The sequence below is a fragment of the Persicitalea jodogahamensis genome, from assembly GCF_014651615.1.
GTDB lineage: Bacteria > Bacteroidota > Bacteroidia > Cytophagales > Spirosomataceae > Persicitalea > Persicitalea jodogahamensis.
In genome coordinates this window covers 85,888-108,496 of the sequence record NZ_BMXF01000007.1, presented here as the reverse complement: position 1 = coordinate 108,496, position 22,609 = coordinate 85,888, and the positions used below count along the sequence as shown (strand labels likewise).

20 protein-coding genes are annotated in these 22,609 nt (G+C 51.2%); 15 read left to right on the top strand and 5 right to left on the bottom strand.

Annotated elements, in window-relative coordinates; genetic code table 11:
• The first annotated feature begins 138 nt into the window (after window positions 1-138).
• From IE117_RS24205 to IE117_RS24185, 5 genes are all read left to right on the top strand, one after another.
• Complete coding sequence (locus IE117_RS24205; protein WP_189568312.1) at window positions 139-426, top strand: hypothetical protein; 288 nt, start codon at window positions 139-141, stop codon at window positions 424-426.
• 496 nt (window positions 427-922) lie between these two features.
• Window positions 923-1,129, top strand: a complete 207-nt coding sequence (locus IE117_RS24200; RefSeq protein ID WP_189568310.1) for an integrase core domain-containing protein — start codon at window positions 923-925, stop codon at window positions 1,127-1,129.
• A 159-nt stretch (window positions 1,130-1,288) separates the two neighbouring features.
• The gene (locus tag IE117_RS24195; protein WP_189568308.1) at window positions 1,289-1,435 is read left to right on the top strand and encodes a DNA/RNA non-specific endonuclease; all 147 of its coding nucleotides are present in this window, start codon (window positions 1,289-1,291) and stop codon (window positions 1,433-1,435) included.
• A gap of 187 nt (window positions 1,436-1,622) precedes the next feature.
• On the top strand, window positions 1,623-1,781 hold the full coding sequence (locus tag IE117_RS24190; RefSeq protein ID WP_189568306.1) for a hypothetical protein: 159 nt from the start codon (window positions 1,623-1,625) through the stop codon (window positions 1,779-1,781).
• A 129-nt stretch (window positions 1,782-1,910) separates the two neighbouring features.
• Window positions 1,911-2,261: a hypothetical protein gene (locus IE117_RS24185; protein ID WP_189568303.1), complete on the top strand. Its 351-nt coding sequence runs from the start codon at window positions 1,911-1,913 to the stop codon at window positions 2,259-2,261.
• A gap of 353 nt (window positions 2,262-2,614) precedes the next feature.
• On the opposite strand, the gene IE117_RS26625 is transcribed toward IE117_RS24185, so the two are convergent.
• The 3 genes from IE117_RS26625 to IE117_RS24170 all read right to left on the bottom strand — a co-directional run bounded on the left by IE117_RS26625 (window position 2,615) and on the right by IE117_RS24170 (window position 3,679).
• Window positions 2,615-2,806 carry a Tn3 family transposase gene (locus tag IE117_RS26625; RefSeq protein WP_374757980.1) on the bottom strand — a complete coding sequence of 64 codons (192 nt, stop codon included), beginning with the start codon at window positions 2,804-2,806 and terminating at the stop codon, window positions 2,615-2,617.
• A gap of 10 nt (window positions 2,807-2,816) precedes the next feature.
• Window positions 2,817-3,137: a Tn3 family transposase gene (locus IE117_RS24175; protein ID WP_189568517.1), complete on the bottom strand. Its 321-nt coding sequence runs from the start codon at window positions 3,135-3,137 to the stop codon at window positions 2,817-2,819.
• A gap of 326 nt (window positions 3,138-3,463) precedes the next feature.
• Window positions 3,464-3,679: a hypothetical protein gene (locus IE117_RS24170; RefSeq protein WP_189568301.1), complete on the bottom strand. Its 216-nt coding sequence runs from the start codon at window positions 3,677-3,679 to the stop codon at window positions 3,464-3,466.
• Between the two features lie 190 nt (window positions 3,680-3,869).
• Here IE117_RS24170 and IE117_RS24165 point away from each other — a divergent pair, with 190 nt between their 5' ends.
• The 7 genes from IE117_RS24165 (at window position 3,870) to IE117_RS24135 (ending at window position 16,084) form a co-directional block, all read left to right on the top strand.
• Window positions 3,870-4,493, top strand: a complete 624-nt coding sequence (locus IE117_RS24165) for an RNA polymerase sigma factor (RefSeq protein WP_189568299.1) — start codon at window positions 3,870-3,872, stop codon at window positions 4,491-4,493.
• A gap of 237 nt (window positions 4,494-4,730) precedes the next feature.
• Window positions 4,731-5,669, top strand: a complete 939-nt coding sequence (locus tag IE117_RS24160; RefSeq protein ID WP_189568297.1) for a FecR family protein — start codon at window positions 4,731-4,733, stop codon at window positions 5,667-5,669.
• A gap of 29 nt (window positions 5,670-5,698) precedes the next feature.
• Window positions 5,699-9,262 carry a SusC/RagA family TonB-linked outer membrane protein gene (locus tag IE117_RS24155; RefSeq protein ID WP_189568295.1) on the top strand — a complete coding sequence of 1,188 codons (3,564 nt, stop codon included), beginning with the start codon at window positions 5,699-5,701 and terminating at the stop codon, window positions 9,260-9,262.
• A 20-nt stretch (window positions 9,263-9,282) separates the two neighbouring features.
• Window positions 9,283-10,827, top strand: coding sequence for a RagB/SusD family nutrient uptake outer membrane protein (locus tag IE117_RS24150; RefSeq protein ID WP_189568293.1), 1,545 nt, complete (start codon window positions 9,283-9,285; stop codon window positions 10,825-10,827).
• Window positions 10,828-10,998: 171 nt separating this feature from the next.
• Window positions 10,999-12,234, top strand: a complete 1,236-nt coding sequence (locus tag IE117_RS24145; protein WP_189568291.1) for a sulfatase-like hydrolase/transferase — start codon at window positions 10,999-11,001, stop codon at window positions 12,232-12,234.
• Between the two features lie 69 nt (window positions 12,235-12,303).
• A complete protein-coding gene (locus IE117_RS24140; RefSeq protein WP_189568289.1) occupies window positions 12,304-14,391 on the top strand; it encodes a glycoside hydrolase family 65 protein in 2,088 nt (695 codons plus the stop codon).
• A 58-nt stretch (window positions 14,392-14,449) separates the two neighbouring features.
• Window positions 14,450-16,084 carry an arylsulfatase gene (locus IE117_RS24135; protein ID WP_189568287.1) on the top strand — a complete coding sequence of 545 codons (1,635 nt, stop codon included), beginning with the start codon at window positions 14,450-14,452 and terminating at the stop codon, window positions 16,082-16,084.
• Between the two features lie 18 nt (window positions 16,085-16,102).
• On the opposite strand, the gene IE117_RS24130 is transcribed toward IE117_RS24135, so the two are convergent.
• Complete coding sequence (locus IE117_RS24130) at window positions 16,103-16,261, bottom strand: hypothetical protein (protein ID WP_189568285.1); 159 nt, start codon at window positions 16,259-16,261, stop codon at window positions 16,103-16,105.
• A 675-nt stretch (window positions 16,262-16,936) separates the two neighbouring features.
• Window positions 16,937-17,209, bottom strand: a complete 273-nt coding sequence (locus IE117_RS24125; RefSeq protein WP_189568283.1) for a transposase — start codon at window positions 17,207-17,209, stop codon at window positions 16,937-16,939.
• A 212-nt stretch (window positions 17,210-17,421) separates the two neighbouring features.
• Between IE117_RS24125 and IE117_RS24120 the strand changes: the two genes are divergently transcribed.
• From IE117_RS24120 to IE117_RS24110, 3 genes are read left to right on the top strand one after another with little or no spacing between them, the layout of a single operon-like run.
• Window positions 17,422-17,988, top strand: coding sequence for an RNA polymerase sigma factor (locus IE117_RS24120; protein WP_308439300.1), 567 nt, complete (start codon window positions 17,422-17,424; stop codon window positions 17,986-17,988).
• Window positions 17,989-18,023: 35 nt separating this feature from the next.
• Window positions 18,024-19,151, top strand: coding sequence for a FecR family protein (locus tag IE117_RS24115; protein ID WP_189568279.1), 1,128 nt, complete (start codon window positions 18,024-18,026; stop codon window positions 19,149-19,151).
• A 21-nt stretch (window positions 19,152-19,172) separates the two neighbouring features.
• The gene (locus IE117_RS24110) at window positions 19,173-22,589 is read left to right on the top strand and encodes a SusC/RagA family TonB-linked outer membrane protein (protein ID WP_189568277.1); all 3,417 of its coding nucleotides are present in this window, start codon (window positions 19,173-19,175) and stop codon (window positions 22,587-22,589) included.
• Window positions 22,590-22,609: the final 20 nt, after the last annotated feature.

The following is a 22,609-nucleotide window of genomic DNA, read 5'->3' as shown; positions in this document are numbered from 1 at the left end:
TGCTTAGCAATCCGAGCTACAATCCCACGGAACAACAGCAGACACAGCGTAAGCAGACAGTAAATTTGTTTAGAATCTGAGGACGGGCTTCTACTCGAGAAAACCCAACTTTGATATTACGTCGCAAAAGAGGCCAAGGTGCTGCACGATGATGCCGCCGCCACGTCCATGTTCCGCAGCTTCACGGCCAAACCGGATGCCACCCCATACGCTTCGCTACCGGCCAATATAGTCCTCGGAACGCTGAACGTGGCCCTGACACCCAGTGCCAAACGCTCTGAAAAACTCGACTTCACGGACGTGGTTGAAATCGACGACGGCCTGTTCAAAGACATTATTTGGAAAGGTTTGAAGGGGGAGAATTTCCAGGTGCCTGCGCCCCGGCGCAGTGCTTTTGTGACTGTTTCGGGGGAGGACGAGGATTGAGCATACGAGATTCTGCTACCTTGCTTTTTGGGCGAAATAAACCCGTCCGTATGTGCTACCGCACTTAATGAAGTGATTTAAATTTATTAAGTGATTGACAAGCAATTTGCCAGTATTCAGGTAACATTTTCAGAAACCAAAATTTTTCAATGCTAGACTTTGGAACTAACTGACTAGATTCGAGCTATCAAGGCAAATTCAAAATAACTTTGACGCACACTCAGTCTCTAGCTGGCGGGCACGCACTTTGAGTTGCCGGTTCTCAGACGACAGGCCGCCCTGTTGAAGCAAAATTTCTTTTCCCATTTTGTTTTTTCTTTTCCAGCCGTAGATCAAGGCCTCGGAAATGCCCAAAGCTTCGGTTGCGTTGGTGACGGATTGACCGCTGTCCGCCATTCTCAGCAGGCCTCCGGGCGCCCGGTTTGGCCTCTGAAGCAGCGTCGTGCGGCGTCTTTTTGTTTATACATAGTCTTGCTGTATTGGCGGACCGAGAGTAATGCAAGTTCACTGTGCCGAAAACCGGGCCATCTCAGTCGAGCGGCCGATTAAAGACTACAATGAGTTGCGCCCACACGCTTCTCTGGGGTACCTAACTCCCGAAAATATCCATCGTGGCCGTGAAATCCGGGCCTTGAAGTGGTACCTCTACAAAAAAGTTCGCTACGCCGGGCGGCCGGAGCCGAAAAGTCCAATATTCCGCTGAGCCTCCTCCCCTACCCTTACCGTACACTCATTCCCATTGCATACGGCCGATTGCAAAGAAACGTCCAGAGGATCATAATCTCTTAGAGTAAATCTTTACCGTCTGCGGCCCCGGTCAATTTACTAAAAGAACTCCTAAAAGAAGAAGGGTTCAAAAAGCGTGGCGGTCCCCGACTACACCTCCACCGCCCCGAATAACTCCGCTACGTTTCTGATGACCAACATGACGCTCCAGGCACCGCAACTCAACCGGAAACCTTGGGCCAGGTTTAAGGACTACCGCCGGACATTGGCTAAGAATGTGTAAAGATTGTACATCATGGCTGGAATCTACGGTTTCGGTGGGTATGGCAGAAAGGGGCCGATGACCTGAACCATGGGCAAGGTGGCCGTTTCCGGATACAACCTCAAGGTGGTCGTGGCCGTGCCGAAAGGTGCCCATGCTGCAGACGTGAGGGGGGCCGCGCCGGTAATCGCCCTGGACCTTCCCAACTTTGTTTCCCTATTCGATAGCAAGGAATGGGGGTGGCTTCGTAACAATCGACAGGCAAATTGAAAAGGATGCGGGAGTCACGTTGTTCATGAATGTACCCGAAAAGGAACATGTGGGGCTACTGGGTCAGCGTTTCGACCCTGTGGGCAAGCCGCTTTGACTCTGTCGAAGTCCCGGTTCTCCCAGGAGGCGGATGGGAGCAAAAGCTACACACATACAAGAATTAGTATGAAGGTTAGTACATTTACACTACTGTTGAACGTGCTACAGAATAATCTTTTCTAACCCGATGCTAAATCTTGGTGATGCTAATGCTTTGCTGGAAGAAACAACCCAGCAGTTAAGTCAATCGCCCGCCCTAACCCCGCAGGCTAGTATTTCCCTAATCGACCAGTGGATCACTCCCCTGGGTGAGGCTGAAAACACCAAAGGTTTTGCCAGTCAACTTCAGGAGTTAAAAACACTGCTATCGGGCAACCCCGAAGATTCTGCCGTACAGACGCTGCTAGCCCAGCTGGCTGACGGTTTGACGGAGTTCAGTTCGCAAGTTGGCCCAGAGGGCGAAATGTCCTCCTTGATGACGGCGCTGGCATCGGCGCTCCGCCAGGTCGGCGGCACTTCAACAGCCGAAAATAAGTAAACTCCCTTTGCTAGCGCTACCGTGCTGGTTTTTTTCGTCCGGGTAAGGAATGGTAGTGCGATTGTTTGACTATGATTTTTTTTATGTATAGGCCCTTCTCCTTAGTGGCAATCCAAGATCCAGACAAATGCCCCTGAGGGCAAGTAGCCTGCTGGGTTGACCAATTTACTTGAAAATCAGCCGCAGCGAAGCCTTCCCCCGCCCGTGCTTGCCAGCGCACCGGAGCCCCGGATATAATCTTGGGGGGCCACCCACATTCGTACGAAATGTTCCATCAAAACTGCTTCGATTACCCTTTGAGGAGCTGTTCCAGTTCCAGGCTGACCAAGTTTCGTAATGTGCCCTCCGAAAAGTCATACTCTCCGGCACAGGCCTCCCTGTTGAAAATTGATGTGTTTCCAACTCATTGGAGATGTGTCAGGTAGACTGGCTAGCAGTTGGCCACGCTCGGGAGGGGACAATTCCTGTATCCTTTGGGAAATATGCAGCATATTCCAGCAAGTTAATGCATTAATCAACAACTGCTTGCTGCGAGCCATTACCAACAAGTCTTCCTTACTTGCATACCGGATTAGTCCGTTTTTGCCCAGGTTTAGTTCGGCCGCCCACTGCCGGGCTGCCGGAGCAGTGCATATTCTCGACTTTGGTTAACTGATGGTTCACCCGGCGACGGATTTCTTCCTGATGCATGTATTGGAGCAGGAATGTGGTGCGCACGATCCGGTCTAGTTTACCCAGCGCCTGGTAAAGCGGATGGTGGCTGGCGTAAGAAGTCAGCCTCCGTAGCAGAGTCGATGGCAGCGCGTGGTTTAGCTTGATGGTGACCAAAAAGCGCTGGATCGTCTCCCACTGCCCGGCGATAAGACCGGGGTTGATGACGCCACCGGTTTTAAAGGCGTAGTCCTACTGGGGCTCGATCGGCAAACCCGGCATCCCGTACAGGGTAGCCAGGTGAAAGTCTTTGGCGCGGGACGGTCGGCCGCCGCCGTTCAAACACCATTCCCCGTAAATAGGTCACCGCAAAATTCAAATCCGTCACGCCATGCGCATCCGTTTTTCGTTACGTAAAGCACCGTGTTGACAATCTCTCTGAGTTTCCATTTACTACGGCGGTGCGCTTGAATGATCTTTTTGACGGTTCGCCGCTGCGATAACTTGCCAATTTCCGGCGGGTAGGTCTGAGCTGTATTGTTTGAGTCACATTAACCAATATAGGCTCCCTGCCCGCTTTTCAAAACTAACTCAAACAGCTTCTTAAACATTCCAAACGTTGTACTTTCAGCGTTTTTTCTGCTCATGCAGAATATTGCCGCTTCGGCGAACCTAAGGTTAAGCAGGTTTACAATGCCGATAAACCGCACCAGCCCGGTTTCAAAGATGGTGCCATTTGGAGGCGCGACTCCTTCATTTAAAAGCATGGCCCAACTACAGCTGGTTCGGTACTCTGTCAAAAGCAGATTTCTCTGAAAGAGAACTATAAAACTTTGGTAGGCTGGTTTGACACAAATAGTATTCACAATGATTTATTCAAACCTTATTCTTACTTTTATGAATAGTTATTTTTAGTTTAAGTATAAGTTTTTTTATGAATAAGTCTGTACAAGCCTAATGGATGTTGAATCACTGAGTGATACTAATCTGTGGAAAAATTTTCTTCTGGGCAATACCATGGCCTTTGCCCAGCTGTATAAAAAGTACCAGCAGGAATTGTTTGGTTATGCCTTCCGTATCCTTCGCGACCGGGATGAAGCCAAGTCAGCCATGCATGAACTATTCGCCCAGTTGTGGCAGAAGCGTGACTCATTGCCTGCCGTAGAGTCTCCCAAAGCTTACTTATTCACAGCCCTGCGTCGAAGTGCTATCCGGAGCCAGCAGCGCAACCGTATTTTTGTCTCCACCCCTGTAGAGCAATTGGCAGATAACATTCAGGCTGGATTTGAATATTCGGCAGAAGACCTCCTGATCGCTTCCGAACAATCTTCCACTCTTTCCTATCAGCTAACTCAGGCCATCAACCGCCTGCCGCAGCGGCAGCGGGAGATTATTTATCTGCGGTACTACCAGCAGTTATCCCTACCACAGATTTCGCAGGCGTTGGAAATCAGCTATCAAACAGTAGCGAACCATTTACAGGCAGCTTACAAGGCTTTGAGTAAAGAAAAGGCCATCACCATGCTATTGCGCGTTTCTACCTGGCTTTCCATCATTACTGCGGCATCCGTCCTTATGTAGAGGATGCTAATCATCTCTTCCGCCTTAATACAATTATCAATTTGCATAACCAATTGATTGATAAAGTATTACGGTTTATCTTGAAAAATATTTGCTTCTTTTTTAACGCTCCACTAGTAAAATTTTCAAAACCAGGTTCCTTTCTTAAAGAAGGCATTGTACTGTGTGGCTTTGTTCGCCCGCTAATGCGGCAGACAGCTCAATTCCGCGCTTGGTGACAAGTATCACCTGAATCCAATGGAAAATAATCGTAATGAACCCAATAAGTATTTCCGGAAAATTTTCTTTAAGGACCTAGATGGCCTTAGCATCCGGGAAGCATTTCCAGAAATAAGTTTTCGGGAAACTCTTCCATCAGAAGCAAGATTGTCGGAAGAAGAAAGTACAGAAGAATTTTCCCGCCTTTGGCAGGAGATAAGAGAAGGTAAGACCCGCGCCTACCGCCTTGTAATCAGCAGGCTATCCATAGCGGCTTCGATTGCCCTGCTCCTTGCGTCTGCTGCACTGCTTTGGTACATAAGGATATACAACCTTGAAACACAGGTAGTATCGCCTTATGGAAAGGTAACGAAAGTGTGGCTTCCCGACAGCTCGCTTGTTGTGCTCAACGCCAATTCACAACTGAGCTATCCCGCCAACTGGGAGAAAGGTAGCAGCAGGGAAGTTACCTTAGAAGGGGAGGCCTTTTTTACGGTGAGGAAACAACATGTACCCAAAGGGGATGTAAAGTTTGTGGTGCACAGCCGCGACTGGGATATAGAAGTACTGGGCACGGAATTTAATGTCTTGAATCGGGGTAGCCTTAAGCAGGTAGTACTGGAAAGCGGAAAAATAAAACTCACGCCCGAGTCGGGAGCAAGCATACAGATGCAGCCCGGTCAACTGGCTGAACAGACCAGCAAAGACCATGAAGTAAATGTGGAAAGTGTAAATCCGGCCGATTTCGGTGCTTGGCGCTTCCACGAAATGGTTGTCCGAAACTTAACGCTGCAGGAAATTATCTTGAAAATTGAGCAGATATACGATGTACAGGTCGTATTAGCCAATCAAAAATCCGGAAGGGTACGCCTGACGGGTACTTACCCAACAAATAATCTGAATTTGCTGGTAACCATGGTGGCCGGGTCCGCCAACCTGAAGGTCCGGTGGGAAGACAATAGGATCACCTTTTTCTAGAAATAAATATCACTAAACCTTTATTATATATGAATATGCTTGCTACAAAAATTGCAGGACGGGTAATTATTGCCTTTGCCATGAGCACAATGCCTCTTTTCGTGCTGGCAGCACAGCCCCTGACTGCCTTCGCCAAAGCGGATGCGCTTCATGAACCGACCCAGGGGATTAGCCTGGAGAACGTGTTACAAAAACTGGAAGAGAGGCACAACGTAAAATTCTCTTACCCTACGGAGGAGGTAAGAGCTATTTTGCTGCAAAAGGAAAAATACCAGAAAAAGACCGTTGAAGAAACGTTAAAGGTGCTGCTGGATGGAACCAGGTTGAGCTTCAGACGCATCAATAAAAGGTACTTTGTTATTTACCGCATAGAATCACCTGGAACAAACCGGCCAGCAAAAACGACCGGGAAGGAGACTTCAACCACGGTAGTGGCGCAGCTCAGAGCTATTGCAGTTACGATAAGTGGCAAGGTAACGGACAAGGGCGGCGAAGCCATTCCCGGCGCAACCGTACTGCTGAAAGGAACAACGACAGGTACGGCTACCGATAAGGCAGGAGAGTTCACTTTGCAATCGCCCCAGACAGACGGCGTATTGGTATTTTCGTACATCGGTATGGCTACCAAGGAGGTGCCGTTCAGCGGGTCAGGCCGGATCAATGTAAAGCTGGAGGAGGTCGATATTGCGCTAGAAGAGGTAGTGGTGATTGGATATGGTCAGCGAGAGAAGAAAGACGTAACTACCTCCATTTCGACCATAGACTCCGAAACCATTGCTAAAAGTACTGTATCGATGAACCCCGAAATGGCTATGCAGGGCCGAATGAGCGGAGTACAGGTTTTGGGCAATACGGGCAACCCCATGGACCGCCCCACCGTACGGATTCGGGGAGTAAATACCTGGGGGGTATCGCAACCCCTTTATGTAGTGGATGGTATACCCATCACCGAGCTTGGGTCCGGTATCGAGGGAGAAGACGCCCGGGTACGGGACGTACGGGGCCCTATCAATATCATGACCATGATCGACCCCAACGACATTGAATCTATTTCTGTGTTGAAAGATGCCTCTGCGGCCGCAATCTACGGGGTAAGGGCGGCCAATGGAGTAATCCTGATTACTACCAAAAGAGGAAAATCGGAAACCCCCACCATTGACTTAAGCGCCCGCTACGGATTGCAAAATATACCCAAAACCTGGGATGTGCTCACAACCCCACAGTTCGTGGACTACTATGCAAAGGCTTACGCGGCAAATCCCAACCAGGTATTGGATCCCGAGTTCAACCCTGCCAGTCCCCGCTACCTGGGCAATACGCGGGAAACTTACGATTGGCAAACGCCTATAATCAATAAAAATGCCGTCACGCAGGATTATTCGGTGCGCGTATCGGGCCGCACCGACAAAACGGACTATTATGTGTCGGCGGGCTTTGCCGAAACCGAGGGGGTACTGATTCAGGAGAGCCTAGAGCGGTACTCCATGAACCTCAAACTAAATACCAACATCAATAAGTGGTTGAGAACCGGTATAAACTATCGTCTTGCGTACGTGGAAGGAGTAGAAAACAACGAATCCGACCTCATTGACCGGGCCCAAACGCCACCCTGGCAGCCTGTCTATGACCCAACCGGACCTCCCTTTCTGAAAGGGTATGCCCCGGCAATTGTAGGATATGACGCAAACGGAAAGTGGAGCACCCAAAAATTGTACGGTGAGGGTACCCGTAACAACCTTATGGGCAGAATGGCGCTGAATTCAACAGATTATGAATCCCTACGTAACCTGGGTAGTGCCTACGTAGAGATTACGCCTTTGATTGGTTTATCTATCAAAGGTAATTTTAGCATCGATGCCTATGAGAACGATCGCTTCCGGTTTCGGGACTGGAATGCAGACTACTTTTCTTACTCTAATTCTTCTGACCCTAACGGATGGGCAGGAGGCCAATCGGTGGGACAGTACGCCGAACGTGCAACCACCAACACCAATATCATTAAGGAAGTTACAGTCAATTACAACAAGACCTTCGGCAACCATCGATTTGACCTGCTGTTCAACGGGATGGACCAGCAGTACAATGCCAAGTATGTAAATGGTAGCACCGATTTCGTCACCACCCGCGACAAATCACTTTTGCGCCTTGGCGGAACTAATCAGTACACGCTGCTGGAGTCCGATTTGTTTCGGTGGTCCCTGCAGGGGTTGCTGGGAAGGGTGAGTTATAATTTCAACCAAAGGTACTACGTGGACCTAACCGTTCGCCGGGACGGGAGCAATCGCTTTGCCCCACAAAACCGCTGGGGTACTTTCCCTTCTGCATCGGCAGCATGGCGTGTCTCTGCCGAGCCTTTTATGCAATCCCTCAACTGGATTTCCGATTTGAAGCTGCGGGCGGGCTGGGGACAGCTGGGCAACCAGGAAGTACGGCCGCTGGCCTATCTGTCCCCCGTTATCAAAAGTCCCACCTACGCCTTCGGTTCGATCCCCGGGGGCAACGGGTTGGGAAATTACGGCATTGGTGCCGCTATGTTTTCATTTCCCAATCCTGACTTGCAATGGGAAAAAACGACTACCACCAACATTGGCTTTGATGCCAGTTTGTTCAATCATCTGACCGCTTCCTTTGAATATTATACCAAAGCTACGGACGGAATATTGCAGGAAACCAGTATTCCGCCCAGTGTAGGTAGCAAGCTTAACCCCGTCGCTAATATCGCCTCCGTAAAAAACAGCGGGATCGAGCTTTCTTTGTCTTACAGCAACACCATCGGCAAGCTCAACTATTCCCTTGGCGGTAATTTCACTACGGTAAAGAATGAAGTATTGAGTACTTACGAAAACATACCTTTTGGCGGAGAAAGCAACAGAATCGAAGCGGGCTTTCCTATCAACTATATCTATGGGTATAAGGTGGGGGGCATTTTCCAGAACCAGCAGGAAATTGACGAATGGCTGAAGAACAACACTGACCAGTCGGTGTCACAAACCTACCAACCCGGCGACCGCTATTTTCAGGATATTAACGGGGCTCCCACCCCAGAGAAAGGTACGCGGTTTTATACCCCCGGCCCGGATGGAAGGATCGACCAGTTTGACCGGACTTACCTGGGCAAGACTATACCTGGGTACTTTTATGGCTTCAATTTGGGATTGGATACCCGCGGATTTGACCTTGCCGTTTTCTTCCAGGGAGTAGGCGATGTTCAGAAATACAACTATGCCCGCGCTACCATGGAACACCTCAGCAGCCGCGGGTCCAACATGAGCACCGCCGTACTGAATGCCTGGACTCCTGAAAACCCGGATACGGACATATCGCGGGCCGTGGTGGGTGACCCGAGCAACAGCCTGCGCTTCTCCTCGCACTATGTTGAAAATGCCGGGTACCTCCGTCTGGGCAACGTTCAACTAGGGTTTACCTTTCCTCAGTCCGCACTGAATGCTATCGGAAATTCAATCAAACAACTCCGCTTGTATGCCAGTGTGGCTAATGCCTTTGTGATTACCAACTGGCAGGGACTCGACCCTGAAAACGACGCCAGCCCCATGCCAAGGGTGTTTAATCTGGGATTGAACGTGAAATTTTGATAACTGTAAAATCTGAAACCATGAATAGCAAATTATATAAAGTGTTAGCGGTGGTAGGCGTGTTACTTGTCACAGCCTGCGACAGAAAGCTGGACATATCGCCTACGCAGGAGTTGGAAAACGAATTTTTTGTTGACCAGCAGCGTATGCAGGCCGGCGTCACGGCTGTGTATGCCAAAATCACGGACTTGTACGGGTACAACGCCAATAACCCCCGGCATAAGATATGGCTGCTTCCTGGCGACGACCTACGGGCCAACAACCCACGCCCGATGGATACCTTCAAAGGGCTTACCGGAGCTGATAGCGACGTGAATTTTGTGTGGAGCCGCCTTTACCAACTGGTGAGCCGGGCGAACACGATGCTGCAGAAAATCGAGGAAAACCCCCAGGTCTATACCGAGGAGGCTACGAAGAAATACAATACTGGCGAAATGTTGTTTTTGCGTTCATGGGCATTTTTTAAGCTCTGGTCGTGGTGGGGCAAAGCTCCCGTCATCACCGACCGGATTGTGGGTCTGGAAAATGTATACAAAGGCCCCTCCGAAGGCATGGAAATGCTAAATCAAGCCATTGCCGATCTGGAAAAAGCCGCATCGCTTTTGCCCGAGAGCTGGCCTGCGCCCCAGGCCGGACGAGTGACCCGAAATGCTGCGAACGGCATGTTGGTTAAGTGCTATGTCACCCGTGCCAATTTCTCCGGTAACAATACTGATGATCACAAAAAAGCCATTGCTGCCTTTGAGAAAATTTCTTCTGCGACGCAGCTGGTGGATCACTTCGGAAAGAATTTCGATTACCGCTTTGAAAACAATCAGGAATCGCTATTTGAATTTCAGGCTAGTTTGAAAACCGCCGAAAATCCCTGGCTGGACAATGACTTTACCGATGCAGTGGGAACAATGGGCGCTTATTACAAGCACTTTCTGGACGACTTCACCAATCAGGGCACCCTGGTAGCTCCTACCCAAAAACTGGTCGAAGCCTTTGACCCGGCCGATCCCAGGGTTGCCGAAACGTTCGAAAAGACCGGGGCCGCCGCCTGGACGTTCAATGGGGGGTATAAGATGCTTAAGTACGTAAAAGATGAGCGCAACAAGTTTGCCGGTATCGCGAACATCAACTCCATTAATAATACCCGCATCCTGCGCTATGCCGACGTAAAGCTACTGGCGGCCGAGGCCTACTTGCAGACCGGCCAGCTGGCCCAGGCCCTGAAACAGGTGAACGATATTCGCCAGAGGGCCCGCTCCTCAACGTCGGATGGTACCAGAGCTGCACAACCCGCTGACCTCGCGGCGGTTTCCATGCAGGATATTATGAATGAAAGGTTCCGGGAACTGGCCGGGGAAGAAGGACATCGGTGGAACGACCTTCGCCGTTGGCACAAGGCGGGATTCATTGACCTGGCTTCCTGGGAAAAAACCAAGTTTGGTTTTCCCAACAATTACTCAGGTGATTTGTTTGGCTTCAATGCCGCAACCAATATGCTCATGCCCATCCCCACAAGTGAGCTGGACAATAATCCTGAAATGCTAAAAAGCGGGCAGAACCCGGGATACTGACATAGTTCAGGCTATTGTGCTACATGGGTAACTGGGAAGTCGTTCGGAGACGGGCGGTTTCCCTACTATTTTTTTATTCTTTGCTCCCTGGGTCTCTGGCTGAGAGGTTATCCGAGCTGCTTATTGAGAAAGACCATATACTGATACGCATAATTGGTTGATAAAAATCAAATGAAGCTACTTCTTAGTAAATTCCTGCTGCTCACCGGATTATGGGGCATGGTGTCCTGGCAGGCAAGGGAAGCCCCCCGACCCTACAATATCATTTATATTAGTGTAGAGGATATGTGGCCCAGCCTGGGCTGCTACGGAGATACACTGGCGCATTCACCCAATTTGGACCAGTTTGCCCGGGAATCGGTACTGTTTGAGGATGTACACTGCCAGGTGTCATTGTGTACACCTTCAAGGACCAGCCTTTTGACAGGTATTCGCCCCTCGAGCAGCGGAATTGTTAAAATTGATGATGACTGGCAATCCATCTTGCCTGGGGTTACCTCTCTGCCGAGGCATTTCAGGAACCATGGATACTACACTGCACTGGCCGGAAAAATCCATGACCCAAGGTCGGGCGGTTCAGACTCAGCCTATAGCAAAGTGTACGAGGAGCATGGCGTGAATACCAACCTTATGCCGCTACAAGCCCTGGAAGACCTGACTCGTCAGAACCAGCCGTTCTTTTTGGCCATCGGATACAGCCAGGCTCACGACCCCTGGACACCCGCCCAGTCTGCCAAAGACAAATATACCACCAACCAGTTTTCTGCCGCAGGAAGAGCTTCTGTTTACAGTGGCCAGGTACACAGTGCGGAGGGCATTCGGGAGCTGGTACGCAACTATTATGGCGAAGTAACGGAGGTAGACAGCCTGATTGGTGAGGTAGTACAAAAAATTAAAGCGCTGGGTCTTTACGAAAATTCTCTCATTCTGGTAGGCGCATTTGATCACGGCTATAACCTGGGCTACCGCAACCGCTGGGGCAAAGGCAACTGCTATGACAATGAAACCAGGGTACCTATGCTGGTGCGGGTGCCGGGCAATCCGCAAAACGGGCGCCGCAGCCCGGCGCTGGTAGAACTGGTGGATATGTATCCTACACTGGTTGATCTGTGCCGACTTCCATCACCATCACAACAACTGGAAGGGCTGAGTTTTCGCCCCTTGCTGGAAAACCCCGGGCGCTCCTGGAAAAAGGCCGTAATTAACCACCGCGCCTATGCGGTAGATATTGTGGGAGTAAAAACCAGACAATACAACCTGATAGATTTCGCCGGGGACAGTGTGCAGTTATTTGACCGCATCCGCGACCCGATCAACCTGGTAAATATTGCTGGCAGCCGTCCTGAAGTGGTACGTAAAATGAAGCGTATAAAAGCAAAAGGATGGGAGGGGGCAATACCCAGGTGATGATTCAGATACTAAGTAACTATTTGACAAGCAGTTGAAAATACCTTGAAAAAACAGCTATATAGCAAAATGAAAAACCACTATTGGACAGCAGGCATTTTTCTTCTATTCTTAGTTACTACTTCACTATGCGCCCAAACTACCGGCGGGGAATGGACGAGGATAGCCCGGCCTGGCTATCAGGAATACGCCCCGGTGACCCTGGCCAATGGAGTATATGGAATTACCCTTTCGGAAAAAGTCCTGCTTGGCAACCGCGTGCAGCTAAATGGCATCTTTGACAAATTTCCGGGCAGTGGCGTTGAAAGCGCCGTTGAGGGCATTGATTTCAGTCAGCTGGAACTGATAGTGATGGATAAAAAGGATAGTGAGACCGAACAGGCGGATTATCTCAAAGGCAAGCGTTTTTCTGAAACCAATCTGAACCAGTTGAAAAACTGGCAACAGGAGTTCAATTTCAGGGAAGGGTGGTTCGAAACAAGTTTTGACTTTGAGAGCCTGCGGGTGCAGCATACCGTGTACGCCCTCAAACACATGCTACAAACGGGCATTATAAAAATGACCATCACTGCGCAGGAAGACCGGTTTTTTAGTTTAAAAAACACGTTGAGCATGGCTCGTCCTTACGCATTCCAATCCTCTCAGTACCTACATCAGTTGCGCGAACGAGAGATCCCCCTGTTCACGGCCTCCGCTACCAGTCCGGGAGGAAAATACACCTTGGCTACCACCACTTCCTTTTACTTTGCCAACGACAAGGAAAAACCACTCCTCACCTACGTTGATGATGGAGAAGGGCGTCCCTCCCTTGGCTTTGAAAAAAAGCTGCTCAAAGGAGAAAGCATTACTTTCTACCTGATTGGTTCGGTGGGGACTACATTCAACTACACGGACCCGCTAAAAGAAACGGCCCGGCTGAATATTTACACCTTGCTGAAAGGACCAGAAGTAGTCATTAGTCAGCATAAAGCTACCTGGGAGCAATTCTGGCAAAAAACCGACATCCTTATTTCAGAAGCGCCGGAGGTCAACAAAAACATCCGTCAGATGATGTTCAGTATCAATTCCTTTGTGAGCGCACAAACCAGGTTCAGTAGTGCCTGCATGGGTCTGGGCGTCGACTATTGGGGCTACAAAACCCTTTGGGATGCTGACTTCTGGATTTTTCCGGCGTTGCTGCTCATCAATCCGGAAGCCGCCAAATCTATGCTGGAGTACCGGTGGGACCGCCTGGACATGGCCAGGCAGAATGCCGCCTCCCATGGCTACCAGGGGGCTATGTTTCCCTGGGAGTCGGGCAGTAGCGGCGAAGAGCAAACGTCACTACTTTATTTGACCGGCCCTTTCCAGCACCATATTACGAGCGATGTTGGCCTGGCCTTCTGGCGATATTACTGCGTAACGCTAGACAAAAAGTGGCTTCGGGAGAGAGGATATCCACTCTTAAAAGAAGTGGCTGATTTTTGGGTGAGCCGGGCGGAAAAAAATGGGGAGGGGCGCTACGAAATAAAAAATGTGGTTGGTTCCGATGAGTATGCCATCAATGTAGACAACGATGCATTTACCAATGGGTCGGCCCGTCAGGTCCTGCAGGCAGCGCTGAGCGCGGCCAGGCTGGTAGGAGAGGTACCCATACCTGCCTGGCAAGAGGTAGCCGACAAACTGCTCATCAGAAAATTCAAGGACGGAACCGTGCAGGAGCATGATACCTACGAGGGCGAACTAATCAAGCAGGCCGACGTCAACCTACTTTCTTTTCCGCTGGATGTGATCACAGACCGGAAAACCGTTCATCAAAACCTGACCTATTACGAAAACCGCATTGACGAAGAAGGACCGAACATGAGCTACTGTATGTTTGCCGGTGCCGCTGCCCGCGCGGGTGACCGTGCGCAGGCTACCCGCTTGTTTGAAAAAGCTCTACAGCCCTACCTGAAAGGCCCTTTTCAGATCCTGGCGCTGCGAAAAAACCGACTTTCTACCTACTTTGGCACTTCGGCCGGCGGACTGCTGCAGGCGGTCATCCTTGGTTTTGGCGGACTGCATTTTACCGAAAACGGCTTGGTACAAAAGGACCCGCTGCTGCCCGAAGGCTGGAAGTCCATGCAGCTTAGGGGCATAGGCACGGGGCAGAATTTTAAAGTCGACGGTAAGTAAATCCGGAATGAATGAGTCTCCTTTTGAGCAAAACTTGTCGAGAATAACCCCAAAGCCTATGAAGTACTTTTCTTTCAAAGATCTAGTGGGTTTTGCACTCCTTGGTTTTTTATTTTCCTGTTATACAAATCCCGTAGAAAGATCTTCCGAACCCAACATTGTTGTTATTCTGGCCGACGATATGGGCTACTCCGACATCGGCTGTTTCGGTTCTGAAATCCAAACCCCCAATCTGGACCGATTGGCTTCCGGGGGCGTTCGTCTCAGCAGTTTTTATAATAATGCCCGTTGCTGCCCTTCCCGGGCGGCATTGCTTACTGGCCTGTACCCGCAACAGGCCGGGGTTGGTGGTATGACTGACATCAATGTTACCATTCCCGAGTACCAAGGCTATTTTAATAACCATACCATCACCATCGCTGATTTACTGCGTCAGGAAGGCTATTCGACCTATCTCGCGGGCAAGTGGCACGTCGGGGAGGAGAAAGAGCACTGGCCTTTGCAGCACGGTTTTGACAGGTGCTTTTCCCTGATTCAGGGAGCGGCCAGCTATTTCGATTTTTTACCCTACCGCAACGAAAAGTGGCCGCCCGGTAACCAGTTGACGGTGGTGCGTAATAATACACCCTTGGATTTGAAGGATTCTGCTTTTTACGCCACTGACTTATACACAAATGAGGCGATAAACATGCTGAACTCGCACGATAAGCAAAAACCTTTCTTTTTATACCTCGCCTACACAGCTCCCCACTGGCCGCTTCATGCTTTACCAGAAGACATAGCCAGGTATGAAAACACCTATTTGGCAGGTTGGGAAGCTATCAGGAGCAGCCGATACAAGCGTTTGAAAGAAATAGGCTTGATTGGCCAAAGCATTCGGCTTTCTGAGAGAAATCCGGCTGAGCCTGTATGGAACAGACTCACCGGAGACGAAAAACGTAAACAAGCCCATTTAATGGCTGTTTATGCCGCCATGATTGACCGCATGGACAGGAATATTGGCAGGCTGCTCTTGCATCTCAAAAAAAAGGGGCAACTAGACAACACGGCCATCTTTTTCTTATCAGACAATGGGGGTAGTACGGCGGGCAGCCTTACCGGCGGCAAATATGGTCATCCGCGTTTTAGCGCTGATGCTTTGCCGGGGACGCCAGAATCCTTAACCGGTTATGGCAAAAGCTGGGCCAATGTGAGTAATACGCCGTTCAGGTACTTCAAAACCGATACGTACGAAGGAGGCATAGCTTCGCCTTTTATTGCCTGGTATCCCGGGCGTTTTAGGAAAAACCAAATCGTTGAGGATGCAGCGCACATAGTGGATATCATGCCTACCCTCGCAGATTTGGCGGGTACCCGGTATCCGGAAAACCACAATAATGTAGCTCTCCGGCCCCTGGAGGGCAACAGCTTGCTGGGCGTCTTGTCCGGAAAAGCAGGTTTGCCTGACCGGCCTTTGTTCTTTGAACATATGAGCAACTCGGGGGTGATAGAAGGCGAATGGAAACTGGTACGCTCCCGCGATCAGCCGTGGGAGTTGTACAACCTGCAAAAAGACCGGAGTGAAACGAATAACCTGGCCCGTGAATTTCCGGACCAGCTTGGTAGACTTACGAAAAAATACGAACAGTGGGCCACAAAAAACAACGTGCTTCCCTGGCAAAAAGTAGAAGATGCTATACCTTACAAATTCTGATGTACCCCAAATCTTTCCTTAGTTTTTTTCATTGAAATTGATGGGGCCAGGTAGCTTATCAAAAGCAAGATGGTAAATGGGGAGATAAAGATTGTGCGGCAGCATGCCCACGCCCTGCTGCCGGGTGGCCTTTTCTAAAGTTTGAGCTGCATGGACATCAGAAAGGGTTGCCGGCATCTTCGGGATCCCGTTGTCTACAGACCGTCTTGAGGATAGCCAACTTCTCTTCGACTAAAAATTTTCTCCTTGACATTTCCTAATAATTTAAGGGGTTTAATTAGTCGAATTCAGTTCCAGGTTCTTAGAGATTGTTTTGGAAACTTATTTTTCAAATCTATTCAAAAGAATACTTACATAAGCTATTTAAGCATCGGTTCGGAAGATTCTATGGTTTTCTCGTGGTCTCGCGTTAACCTGCGCCTGAAATTGAGCCAACCGAATGACCAATCGACCTACCAGCGCGGGGAGGCCCCTTAGATTTGTGAGATAAACGTTAACTTTAAAAAGCACAACAACAGAAGAGTCGAAGGTGTGAGCGGTGAACTATGGCAGGGCGCCCTGTGGCAGCGGCCTATCAATCAGAACTACGCACGGAATTAGTTCCTCTTGCCTTTTCGCCAATCGGTTGCCATTTAGAATCTTAAGCGTCAGGCTTACTGAGGAGCGGCCCCGCAACGAGTTCAAGGCCATCTCAGATCCTAAAAAACTAGCCTGCCATGCCGGGATCGCTCCCTTCGACGGGGTCGCCCGTGCGATATCGATCCGGTACCAGTATTTGAGGTAAGACCAGGGTAGACCAGCACGAACGCAAACGTCTGAAATCGCTTTTTTACCTTAGTGCCATGTCAGCGGTCAGAGCAAAGCCGGGCGCCCGGTGGCGGCGAAATCCAAGACTATTACAAACGGAAAGCCGCTCCGGCGCCCCGGTGGTTCACCGGGTATGCTCAGTCGTTCATCGAGGGCAGAAATATGAAAAACTATGCGCCTGGATTCGCATAAATTATGGAAATCCGAGCGGTCGAAGTCGCTGGCGATCTGATTAAGAGTCTTCTCCTGACGGAGAACTTCTAAAACTACTTTCACCTTGAACTCAGATGTGAATTGACGACGGCTTTTTGCTTTCATGGTTGACTAAGTTAGTAACCATTCCGACAACCTTAAGGGGTGGTACATAAAAGCGGGAACACTATAGAAGGAAGGTGATTGTGAGGTGGGGTTTTGAGCTGAAGGTCTGCGGACCGTTGGACATTTACGTAGCGTACCTTTTGAGTAGTCCATATCAAGTTCGACCTTTGGTTGCTTCAAGCCTTACCAACTAATAACTTAATCCGCCGTTTGTGAACGTGTCTGACCCAGCTGAGCAGTTTTCTCACTATATGCGAGCACATTACAATGCGCTTTATGACTATGGTATGAAACTGAGCGGCGGCGACGAAGACTTTACCAAAGACTGCATCCAAGAGGTGTTCCTGACCTTCTGGAATTGTCGCGACAACTGGCACAGTCTCCAGTCGGTGCGGGCGTATCTGTTGGTATCGCTGCGGAACCGGGTCATCGACGCCCAGCGCCGTACGCGTCGTTCCGGGCGGGTGATTCGCCTGACCGACTCCGAGGGGGCGGTCTATGATATTCCAGACCTTTCCTTTTCCGACGATACCGAGCAGACGCATCGCCTTACCGCTCTGCTCGATAAACTCCCTCCCCGCCAGCGCGAAGCCGTTTATCTGCGCTATTTCGCCGAAATGGACTATGCCGATATTGCCGACGCAATGGGCGTCAAAGAGCGAACGGTGTACAACCTCGTCCATCAGGGACTTCAGCAACTCCGCCAAACCGTAGCCAGTTCGCCCTCCCATCAGGCAGAGTTGCTTCTGTCGATCCTGTTTTTTCTTGAAATTTTTTAGAAATACCCGGTAAAAAGTCTTGCTCTTTCCGTCCTATGGTAAAAAAACCAATGGACGAACGCATTACCGACCCGCTGATTCTGGTCGATGACCCAACCTACCGGCACTACGTGCGACGGACAGACCCGGCTTCGGTGCAACAATGGACGGCCTGGCTGGCCCGGCACCCCGACCAGGCTCCAGTCATTCGGGAAGCCACCCGCCTGGTACACGAGTTGGACGCCCTGCCGCGCCACAAACTCACCGATAGCGAAATAACCGCCGAATTGATGCAGGTACAAGCGCGCCTGGCGGGTAACGAGCCATTACCCGAGGTCGGGGTACTGGAAAAGCCACTTTATTCTCATTCATTATTAGGTAGATTTTCCTACTGGCTGGCTGCGGCTTCGGTAGCTCTGCTCAGTATGCTTGGGCTTTGGCTGTACAATGGGAAGGCTCAGCCCGATTCTGCCATCGCATCGGTAGCGCAAGAATACTCATCTCCAGTTAACAAAGTATTCGACCATTCGACCCCTTTTGGCCAGCGAGAGCGATTCGTCCTGCCCGATGGGTCGGTTGTGATGCTAAACGCCAATTCGACTTTACAGTTTGTCCAATGGTCTGCCACCCGGCGTGAGGTATCGCTGCGGGGGGAGGCCTTTTTTCAGATTAGCAAAAAGAGCGTCGCCGGGCAGCCTGTCAAGTTCGTGGTGCGGGCCAACAATGTGGCGGTGGAAGTACTGGGGACGCAGTTCGACGTATCGACCCGTAACAAGCGCGTGAAGGTCGTTTTGAACGAGGGCCACATCCGACTGAAAGTACTGGATATGAAGCACCCAAATGCTCAGCCCATCCGGACGCTGGATATGCTCCCTGGCGATTTGGCAGAAATTGCCGATGCCCAAAGCCTGACGTTCACCAGTCAGACCGAAACGGACGAACACCTGGCCTGGGTTTCCGATGAATTGGTGTTCGACGAAACGCCTATTTCGGAGGTGGCCCGCATTATCGAGGAAAATTATGGATATTCCGTGCAGTTTGCCGATGCCGAGCTGCCCAATAGGCGCCTCACGGCCCGACTACCCGACGCCAACCTGGACATCCTGCTCAAAGCCCTATCTAAAGCTTTTTCCCTTTCCATTACGCAAACCGATAAAACAATCCGCATCGCAGCGGGCCACTAATCGCTTCTTTTCTTGATAATTATGAAAAAACTAGACCTATCCATCAAGCCGCTCGTCCTTGCTTGTGGCTTACTCGCAAGCGGGCTACCTTCGCCAGGCGTGGCGCAGGCCGTCCTGGCCAGTTCGCGGGCCAAACAAGTCAATGCCGATACTCCCAAACAGCGGGCGGTGTCGCTACGGCAGGCCCTGAAAACCCTGGAAGAGCGCTTCTCAATTCGGTTTGGCTACGATAGTCGCCTTCTTGACAATAAGCCCACCGTTATATTGCCTGGTAACGATAACCTGATCGCCAGCCTGTCGAGCCTGCTCACCCCGCTGGGTATACACTATGAGCACATCAGCCCGACGGTGTATGTACTTAGCACTCTGCCTACCGCCGCAGCTCCGACATCTGCTGCTTTGGAGCGGCGGGTTTCGGGCCGGGTGATGGCCTCCGACAATGCGCAGCCGCTTCCCGGCGTGTCGATTACCTTGAAAGGCAGCGCACGGGGTACCACCACGGACGCCGAAGGGCGCTACGAACTGAACGTCCCCGATGCGGGCGGAGTGCTGGTGTTTTCGTTTGTGGGCTATCTGGCGCAGGAAGTCGCCGTAGGCAACAAAAACACGCTGGATGTCACGCTCTCCCCGGATTTGAAGGCCCTGGATGAGGTGGTGGTAGTGGGCTACGGTACCGCGCAGCAGGGCGACCTGACCAGCTCCATTACTTCCCTAAAAGCCAAAGACCTGCAAAACCAGCCCGTCACCAGTCCCGACGCTTTGCTTCAGGGCAAGGCCGCCGGGGTACAGGTGGTTCAGAACTCCGGCACGCCCGCCGGAGAAATTTTCATCCGAATCCGGGGCACAGCCTCACTGCTCGGCGAAACACGCCCACTCTACGTGGTGGATGGCGTGCCGCTCAACAACTTCGGCGGCACCGTGCTGGACGCGGGCGGACAACGGCAGTCGGCCCTGGCCGACATCAACCCCAACGACATCGAGAGCATAGACATCCTGAAAGATGCCGCTGCCGCGGCGATTTACGGGGCGCGGGGTAGCAATGGTGTGGTACTCATTACTACCAAACGGGGAAAGTCGGGCAAGGCGCGGTTCAACTTCGACGCCTACACGGGCGTGCAGAGCGTGACCAAAAAACTGGACGTGCTCAATGGCGATCAATACGTGGAATTGCTCCGTGAATCGCTCACGAACCGGGGCCGTAATCCGCTGACGGAGTTTCCGTTCAGTCAGGTGGTACCCACGGGTACGACGACAAATTACCAGAATGAGATTTTCCGCACTGCCCCGATCAGCAATTACAATCTGTCGGTGGCGGGCGGCAACGAGCGGGTCAATACGTTTGCCTCACTGGGGTATTTCAATCAGAAAGGAACCATCATCGGGCAGGATTACAAACGCTACAATCTGCGGGTAAACCTCGATTACCAGGCAACTGACCAACTGAAGTTCGGCACCAGTACCCTGCTCAGCAATGCGTTGCAAAATCGGGTGGCCAACGATTTCAGCGGTTTTTCGATTTTGGCCAACTCCCTCACCCGAAACCCCAACCTGCCCGTCCGGAATGCCGACGGGACCTACTCCGTAGATCCGCTCAACAACGAAAATCCCGTACTTTTGGCAAACGAGATTTTGGCCGAAAGCAACCAGAAACGGGTTATTTCCAATCTGTACGCCGAGTATGCTTTCCTGAAAAACCTGACCTTCCGCACTACCTTTGGCATTGACTACCTGGCCGACCGTCAACAGCGTTACGTACCAAGCTATGTGATCGCCCGCAATGGCCGCGCCGAAGCCCAGGCCGTCAGCAGCGACCAGTTTACGTGGGTAACGGACAACACGCTCACCTACCAGCAGCGGTTTGGCAGTCACCGGGTGTCGGTGCTGGCGGGTACGGGTTTCCAGCGATCGGCGTCTAATTTTCTGCAAACGGGAGGACAAACGGCTGGCTCCAACATCATTAAGACCATTGCCATCGCCGATCCTTACATTCCATTCCAGAACGTCTCGGAGTGGGCCCTGTTGTCGTATTTTGGTCGGGCCAGCTATAATTTCCAGGACAAGTATCTGGTGGATGCCAGTTTTAGGGTCGATGGCAGCAGCCGATTCGGGGCCAACAAACGCTACGGCGTGTTTCCGGCATTGTCGGCGGGATGGCGCATTTCGGAGGAGCCGTTCCTGAAAGACAATCGAATTATCAACGATCTCAAGCTGCGGGCGGGCTACGGCGTAACGGGCAACCAGGAGGGTCTGGGGGGAGACTATCCGGCTTTAGCCCTCTACAGTACTGGTCGCAACTACGACGGAAACCCCGGGATTGGACAGGCCAATATCCCCAATCCCGAACTCGGCTGGGAATCGACCGCCGCCGCCAATGCCGGGTTGGATATGTCGCTGTTGAACAACCGACTGAGCCTAACTGCCGATGTCTACCTAAAACGAACCAACGACCTTATTTTTGAGCGGCAATTGCCCTACACGTCAGGCTTTGGAGGAATTGGAAACGCCAACATCGGTTCAATGGAGAATAAAGGGTTAGAGTTCACCATCAACACCGTCAACCTGGCGGGGCCTTTCAAATGGAACACCAATTTCAACATCTCGTTCAACCGTAACCGGATCACCTCGCTTCCTGACAACGGTCGCCTGGGTTCGGACTTTATCTTCAAACTGCCCGACACCTACGGGGTCGAGGGGCCATACAGCATCTACCGCATAGGTCAGTCGGTGGGTAATTTCTACGGCTACACCTACCTCGGCGTGTATGCCTCGGATGAGGATGTGCCACGTATTGACGATCCCGAGAAAAAAGTAACCGACCTGTATGAGCGGGGCGTACGCGGAGGTGAAGCCGCCTTTCTGGACGTGAACAACGACGGGTTTATCTCCCGCGCCGACGACCGGGTGCTCATAGGAAACGCTCTGCCTAAGTTCATTGGCGGTCTCACCAACACGTTTAGCTACAAAGGTCTGGAAATCAGCGTAGTGATGAACTGGTCGTATGGTAACAAAATTTACAATATGACCCGGGCGGTGCTGACGGGCATGATCGAAGACCTTAACCAAAGCACCGAAACGCTGCGCCGCTGGCAAAAACCGGGCGACATCACCGATGTTCCCAAAGCACTCTACGGCTCTTCGTCGGTGAGTGGCGCATCGCCCACCGACGTATCGAGCCGGTATTTGGAAGACGGTTCGTTCCTGCGGTTTCGCAACATCACGCTCAGCTACAATCTACCCAAAACATTTATTCAGCGCATTGGCCTGAACAACCTGCGGCTGTATGTGAGCGGGCAGAACCTGATCACGATCACCGATTACAAGGGCTTCGACCCAGAGAGCCAGAACACCGGGGGGGGGCGCATCCCGTCGCTCGGGGTCGATTACCTGACTCAGCCCCAGGCCCGCGTCATGACAGGAGGACTCAGTGTAAGTTTCTAATTCTTCATCACCTTTCTACT

Excerpts from the sequence above, each read along its gene's own strand:
- IE117_RS24140 (WP_189568289.1), top strand. The coding sequence starts at position 12,304 with ATGAAAAACCACTATTGGACAGCAGGCATTTTTCTTCTATTCTTAGTT.
- IE117_RS24200 (WP_189568310.1), top strand. The coding sequence starts at position 923 with ATGCAAGTTCACTGTGCCGAAAACCGGGCCATCTCAGTCGAGCGGCCG.
- IE117_RS24165 (WP_189568299.1), top strand. The coding sequence starts at position 3,870 with ATGGATGTTGAATCACTGAGTGATACTAATCTGTGGAAAAATTTTCTT.
- IE117_RS24145 (WP_189568291.1), top strand. The coding sequence starts at position 10,999 with ATGAAGCTACTTCTTAGTAAATTCCTGCTGCTCACCGGATTATGGGGC.
- IE117_RS24155 (WP_189568295.1), top strand. The coding sequence starts at position 5,699 with ATGAATATGCTTGCTACAAAAATTGCAGGACGGGTAATTATTGCCTTT.
- IE117_RS24150 (WP_189568293.1), top strand. The coding sequence starts at position 9,283 with ATGAATAGCAAATTATATAAAGTGTTAGCGGTGGTAGGCGTGTTACTT.
- IE117_RS24130 (WP_189568285.1), bottom strand. The coding sequence starts at position 16,261 with ATGCCGGCAACCCTTTCTGATGTCCATGCAGCTCAAACTTTAGAAAAG.
- IE117_RS24170 (WP_189568301.1), bottom strand. The coding sequence starts at position 3,679 with ATGCTTTTAAATGAAGGAGTCGCGCCTCCAAATGGCACCATCTTTGAA.
- IE117_RS24185 (WP_189568303.1), top strand. The coding sequence starts at position 1,911 with ATGCTAAATCTTGGTGATGCTAATGCTTTGCTGGAAGAAACAACCCAG.
- IE117_RS24135 (WP_189568287.1), top strand. The coding sequence starts at position 14,450 with ATGAAGTACTTTTCTTTCAAAGATCTAGTGGGTTTTGCACTCCTTGGT.
- IE117_RS24110 (WP_189568277.1), top strand. The coding sequence starts at position 19,173 with ATGAAAAAACTAGACCTATCCATCAAGCCGCTCGTCCTTGCTTGTGGC.
- IE117_RS24160 (WP_189568297.1), top strand. The coding sequence starts at position 4,731 with ATGGAAAATAATCGTAATGAACCCAATAAGTATTTCCGGAAAATTTTC.
- IE117_RS24115 (WP_189568279.1), top strand. The coding sequence starts at position 18,024 with ATGGTAAAAAAACCAATGGACGAACGCATTACCGACCCGCTGATTCTG.
- IE117_RS24125 (WP_189568283.1), bottom strand. The coding sequence starts at position 17,209 with ATGAAAGCAAAAAGCCGTCGTCAATTCACATCTGAGTTCAAGGTGAAA.